The organism is Streptomyces colwelliae (assembly GCF_048158785.1).
GTDB lineage: Bacteria > Actinomycetota > Actinomycetes > Streptomycetales > Streptomycetaceae > Streptomyces.
Map to the genome: position 1 here is coordinate 1 of NZ_JBLTJC010000632.1, position 3,587 is coordinate 3,587.

The 3,587-nt window shown below is 70.9% G+C and carries 3 protein-coding genes and 2 pseudogenes; 2 read left to right on the forward strand and 3 right to left on the reverse strand.

Features of this window, described 5'->3' with window-relative positions:
- Positions 1 to 450 (forward strand): annotated as a pseudogene (locus ACNFOC_RS52325) (hypothetical protein); the annotation flags it as partial.
- Here ACNFOC_RS52325 and ACNFOC_RS52330 read toward each other — a convergent pair.
- Positions 447 to 800, reverse strand: coding sequence for a winged helix-turn-helix transcriptional regulator (locus tag ACNFOC_RS52330; protein WP_416966017.1), 354 nt, complete (start codon positions 798 to 800; stop codon positions 447 to 449). The pseudogene ACNFOC_RS52325 and the gene ACNFOC_RS52330 sit on opposite strands and share 4 nt — an antisense overlap.
- Positions 801 to 887: 87 nt before the next feature.
- Between ACNFOC_RS52330 and ACNFOC_RS52335 the strand changes: the two genes are divergently transcribed.
- Entirely contained in the window at positions 888 to 1,553 is a 666-nt protein-coding gene (locus ACNFOC_RS52335) for an NADPH-dependent F420 reductase (RefSeq protein ID WP_416966018.1), read from the forward strand.
- Here ACNFOC_RS52335 and ACNFOC_RS52340 read toward each other — a convergent pair.
- Together ACNFOC_RS52340 and ACNFOC_RS52345 are read right to left on the reverse strand one after the other, a co-directional pair.
- Positions 1,537 to 2,223, reverse strand: coding sequence for a glycerophosphodiester phosphodiesterase (locus tag ACNFOC_RS52340; protein ID WP_416966016.1), 687 nt, complete (start codon positions 2,221 to 2,223; stop codon positions 1,537 to 1,539). The genes ACNFOC_RS52335 and ACNFOC_RS52340 overlap by 17 nt on opposite strands.
- Before the next feature lie 37 nt (positions 2,224 to 2,260).
- Positions 2,261 to 3,471, reverse strand: a pseudogene (locus ACNFOC_RS52345) (adenosine deaminase).
- Positions 3,472 to 3,587: the final 116 nt, after the last annotated feature.

Below are 3,587 nucleotides of genomic sequence, written 5' to 3' on the forward strand. Positions count from 1 at the left end.
GGCAGCATGTACGGCTGCTCCGGCGACTCGTACTCCGCCGGCACGGTCGCGGGCTTCACCGCCCAGACCGACTGCCTCAACAAGGGCCTCGTCGTGCAGGGTACGACGATCAAGGTCCCCTACGACACCACCGCCACCGGCATGGGCAACGCGACCACCGGCTACGACGTCCTGCCCACCGGCACCCAACAGATGTGGCAGAACGAGTACTTCTACGTCGACGGCAGCGTCACCCTCACCGTCAACGAACGCGGCGCCGACTACGGCCTCAACGTCTTCCCCACCACCTGGGACGCGGTGGAGAAGGACATCACCACCAGCCCCGCCCAGGGCGCGACCCGCTACGGCCTCACCCGCGACACCGGCAAGGACAACACCCCGGTACCGCAGTACGTCACCCGCACGACCCCGGCCGACCCGGCGACCGTGGCTCAGCGCTCCCGGCTCTAGTCGCCCCGGGTGTAGTCGTCCCGCGCCGCCATGACCTCGTCACCGTGCTCGAAGGCCCACGCCCCGAACGCGTCGATCGGTTCGAGCAACGTCAGCCCCAGCGCGGTGAGTTCGTACTCCACGCGTGGCGGCGAACCACCGTACGACCGCCGCGCCACGAGCCCGTTGAACTCCAGCCGCCGCAGGGTCTCCGTCAACACCTTCTGACTGATCCCGCCGATATGTCCGCGCAGCTCGCCCGGCCGCCGCGGCCCGTGCCGCAGCGCCCACAGCACCACGCAGTTCCAGGTGTTGCCCAGCAGGTCGAAGGCCAGCCGGGCCCGGCAGTCGGCAAGGAACATCGAGTCCATCGAGCCTGTCGCATCCATCGAGCCCGTCGAGTCTGAGGTCACGCACCACATGGTGCCCGAGCGGCTTCCTACTGTCGTGGCATGCGGATGCGAATAGGAATTCTCGGAACCGGCGGCATGGCGGACGCGCTGGGCACGCAGTGGATCCGGGCCGGACACGAAGTGCTGTTCGGCGGCCGGGACTTGGACCGGGCGAAGGCGCTGGGGCGGCGGCGAGGAGGTGCGTCGGGCACCCTCCGTGAGGCCGCCGACTTCGGCACCGGCGCCGTACTGGTCGCGCTGCCGTGGGACGCCGTAGCGGAAGTGGCCCGGCAACTCCCCTTGCGCGGAAGGGTGTTGATCGACTGCACGAACCCCGTAGGCGCGGGCTTCCGGCTGCTCACCGCGGGCGGCCCCTCCGCCGCCGAGCAACTCGCCGCCGCCGCGGGCCCCTCGGCTCATGTCGTCAAGGCGTTCAACCTCTGCCACGAGGACGTCTGGCGCCTGACACCCCCGGTGTTCGACGGCCGTCCCCTCGGCGTACCGCTGAGCGGGGACGACGCCGAAGCCCTCGCGGTCGTAGGGCAGTTGGTGCGGGATGTGGGCTGTGAGCCGTTCGCGGCGGGGGAGTTGGCGCAGGGTGCGGGGTTGCTGGAGGCGACCGCCGCGCTGCTGATCCGGCTGTGGGCCGGGGAGGGGGTGGACGCCCAGTCCATCGCTCCGCCAAGGGAGTTGGCGGGGCCACTGGGTGTGTCCCTCAGCCCTTCTTCCTGAGTCCGCAGAGGACGTCGACACGGTTGGTGGTGATCGAGTCGACGCCCATGTCGAGGAGGCGGCGCATCGAGCGGCGGGTGTCCGGGGTCCAGACCGAGAGGAGGTAGCCGTCGCGGTGGACGCGTGCGGTGAGGTCCCGGTCCACCAGCGTGAAGCGGTAGTTGAGCCAGCGCGGCCGTACCGCTTCGAGCACCGCCGGACGCGGGGGCGCGAGTGAGGTCCAGGTCAGGGCGATCTCGGCGGACGGGTCGGCCGCGCGGACGGCGAGCATGGCGTCGGCGCCCGCGCAGTAGTACACCCGGTCGTCCGCCCCGTACTCCCGGATCACGTCCACGATCCGGCGCACGGCCCGCTGGTCGGCGGGGCCGGGCAGGTCGACCATCACCCGGCTGCCCTCGGTCGCGGCCAGCGCCTCGACCAGCGTCGGCACCCGGCCCTCCGTGAGCCCGCGCACCTCATCCACCGACAGGGACTTCAGCGGCCGGTCCAGCTCCCACAGCCGTTGCAGCGTCTCGTCGTGCAGCAGCACGGGCACGCCGTCACGGGTCAGCCGTACGTCGAACTCGACGGCGTCCGCGCCCTGGTCGAGCGCGGAACGCAGCGAGTCGATGGTGTTCTCGCGGACACGGTAGGGGTCGCCGCGATGGCCCACGGCGGTCACGTTCTGCATGGGCCCATTCTGCTGGGTGTTGAGGGGGCGCCGGTCGTCAGGGGGCGAGCCACGCCGAGGTGTAGGTGTCGATCTCGTCGTTGATCCGGGTCTTGCCCGCCGCGTCGAGGAAGGACGCCCGCACGGCGTTCTTCGCGAGGTCGGCGACACCGCGTTCGTCGAGGTCGAGGAGGCGGGCGGCGACCGCGTACTCGTTGTTGAGGTCGGTGCCGAACATCGGCGGGTCGTCGGAGTTGATCGTGACGAGGACCCCGGCGCGGACGAACTCCTTGATCGGGTGCTCGTCCAGCGTGCGGACCGCGCGGGTGGCGATGTTGGAGGTCGGGCAGACCTCCAGCGCGATGCCGTGCTCGGCGAGATGGGCGAGCAGCTTGGGATCCTGGGCGGAGGTGGTGCCGTGTCCGATGCGCTCGGCGCGCAGATCGTTCAGCGCGTCCCAGACCGTCCCGGGGCCGGTGGTCTCACCGGCGTGCGGCACGGAGCGCAGGCCGGCGGCGATGGCCCGGTCGAAGTACGGCTTGAACTGCGGCCGGGGCACCCCGATCTCCGGCCCGCCGAGCCCGAACGACACCAACCCCTCGGGCCGCACCCGGTCGTCGGTGGCGAGCCGCACGGTCTCCTCGGCGGCCTCAAGACCCGCCTCACCGGGAATGTCGAAGCACCACCGCAGCACGGTCCCGAACTCCGCCTCGGCCGCCTTGCGGGCGTCCTCGATCGCGTCCATGAAGGCCCGCTCGTCGATCCCGCGCCGGGTCGACGAGAACGGCGTGATGGTTAACTCGGCGTACCGCACCTGCTGGCGGGCCATGTCCCGGGCGACCTCGTACGTCAGCAGCCGTACGTCCTCAGGCGTGCGGATGAGGTCGACCACGGACAGATACACGTCGATGAAGTGCGCGAAGTCCGTGAAGCTGAAGTAGTCGACCAGGGCCTCGGGGTCGGTGGGCACCTTGGAGTCGGGGTGCCGGGCGGCCAGCTCCGAGACGATCCGCGGGGAGGCGGAGCCGACGTGATGCACATGCAGCTCGGCCTTCGGCAACCCGGCGATAAAGGCATGCAGGTCACGGGTCTGACCGCCGGCGATTGCGGCGCTGTGGTCGGACAAGGTTCCTCCCCGGAACGGCGCCCCGGGCAGTGCCGAGCGGGACGCGGGTGATCGGCTGATCGATCGCCTACGCGGGGAGGGTCGACCGAGACCCTCGCTGCCCTCGCCTGCGATGTCGATGAGCAGCCCGGAGTCGGCGACACGGACGACGACGTCGTCGTAGAGCCCCAGCGAGAGGCCGAAGGCGTCGAAGCCCGGGCCGAGGTTGGCGCTGGTGTGACCGCAGCCCCTGCGCCACGCGTGTGTGCCGGGTTGGGCG

Excerpts from the sequence above, each read along its gene's own strand:
- ACNFOC_RS52340 (WP_416966016.1), bottom strand. The coding sequence starts at position 2,223 with ATGCAGAACGTGACCGCCGTGGGCCATCGCGGCGACCCCTACCGTGTC.
- ACNFOC_RS52330 (WP_416966017.1), bottom strand. The coding sequence starts at position 800 with ATGGACTCGATGTTCCTTGCCGACTGCCGGGCCCGGCTGGCCTTCGAC.
- ACNFOC_RS52335 (WP_416966018.1), top strand. The coding sequence starts at position 888 with ATGCGAATAGGAATTCTCGGAACCGGCGGCATGGCGGACGCGCTGGGC.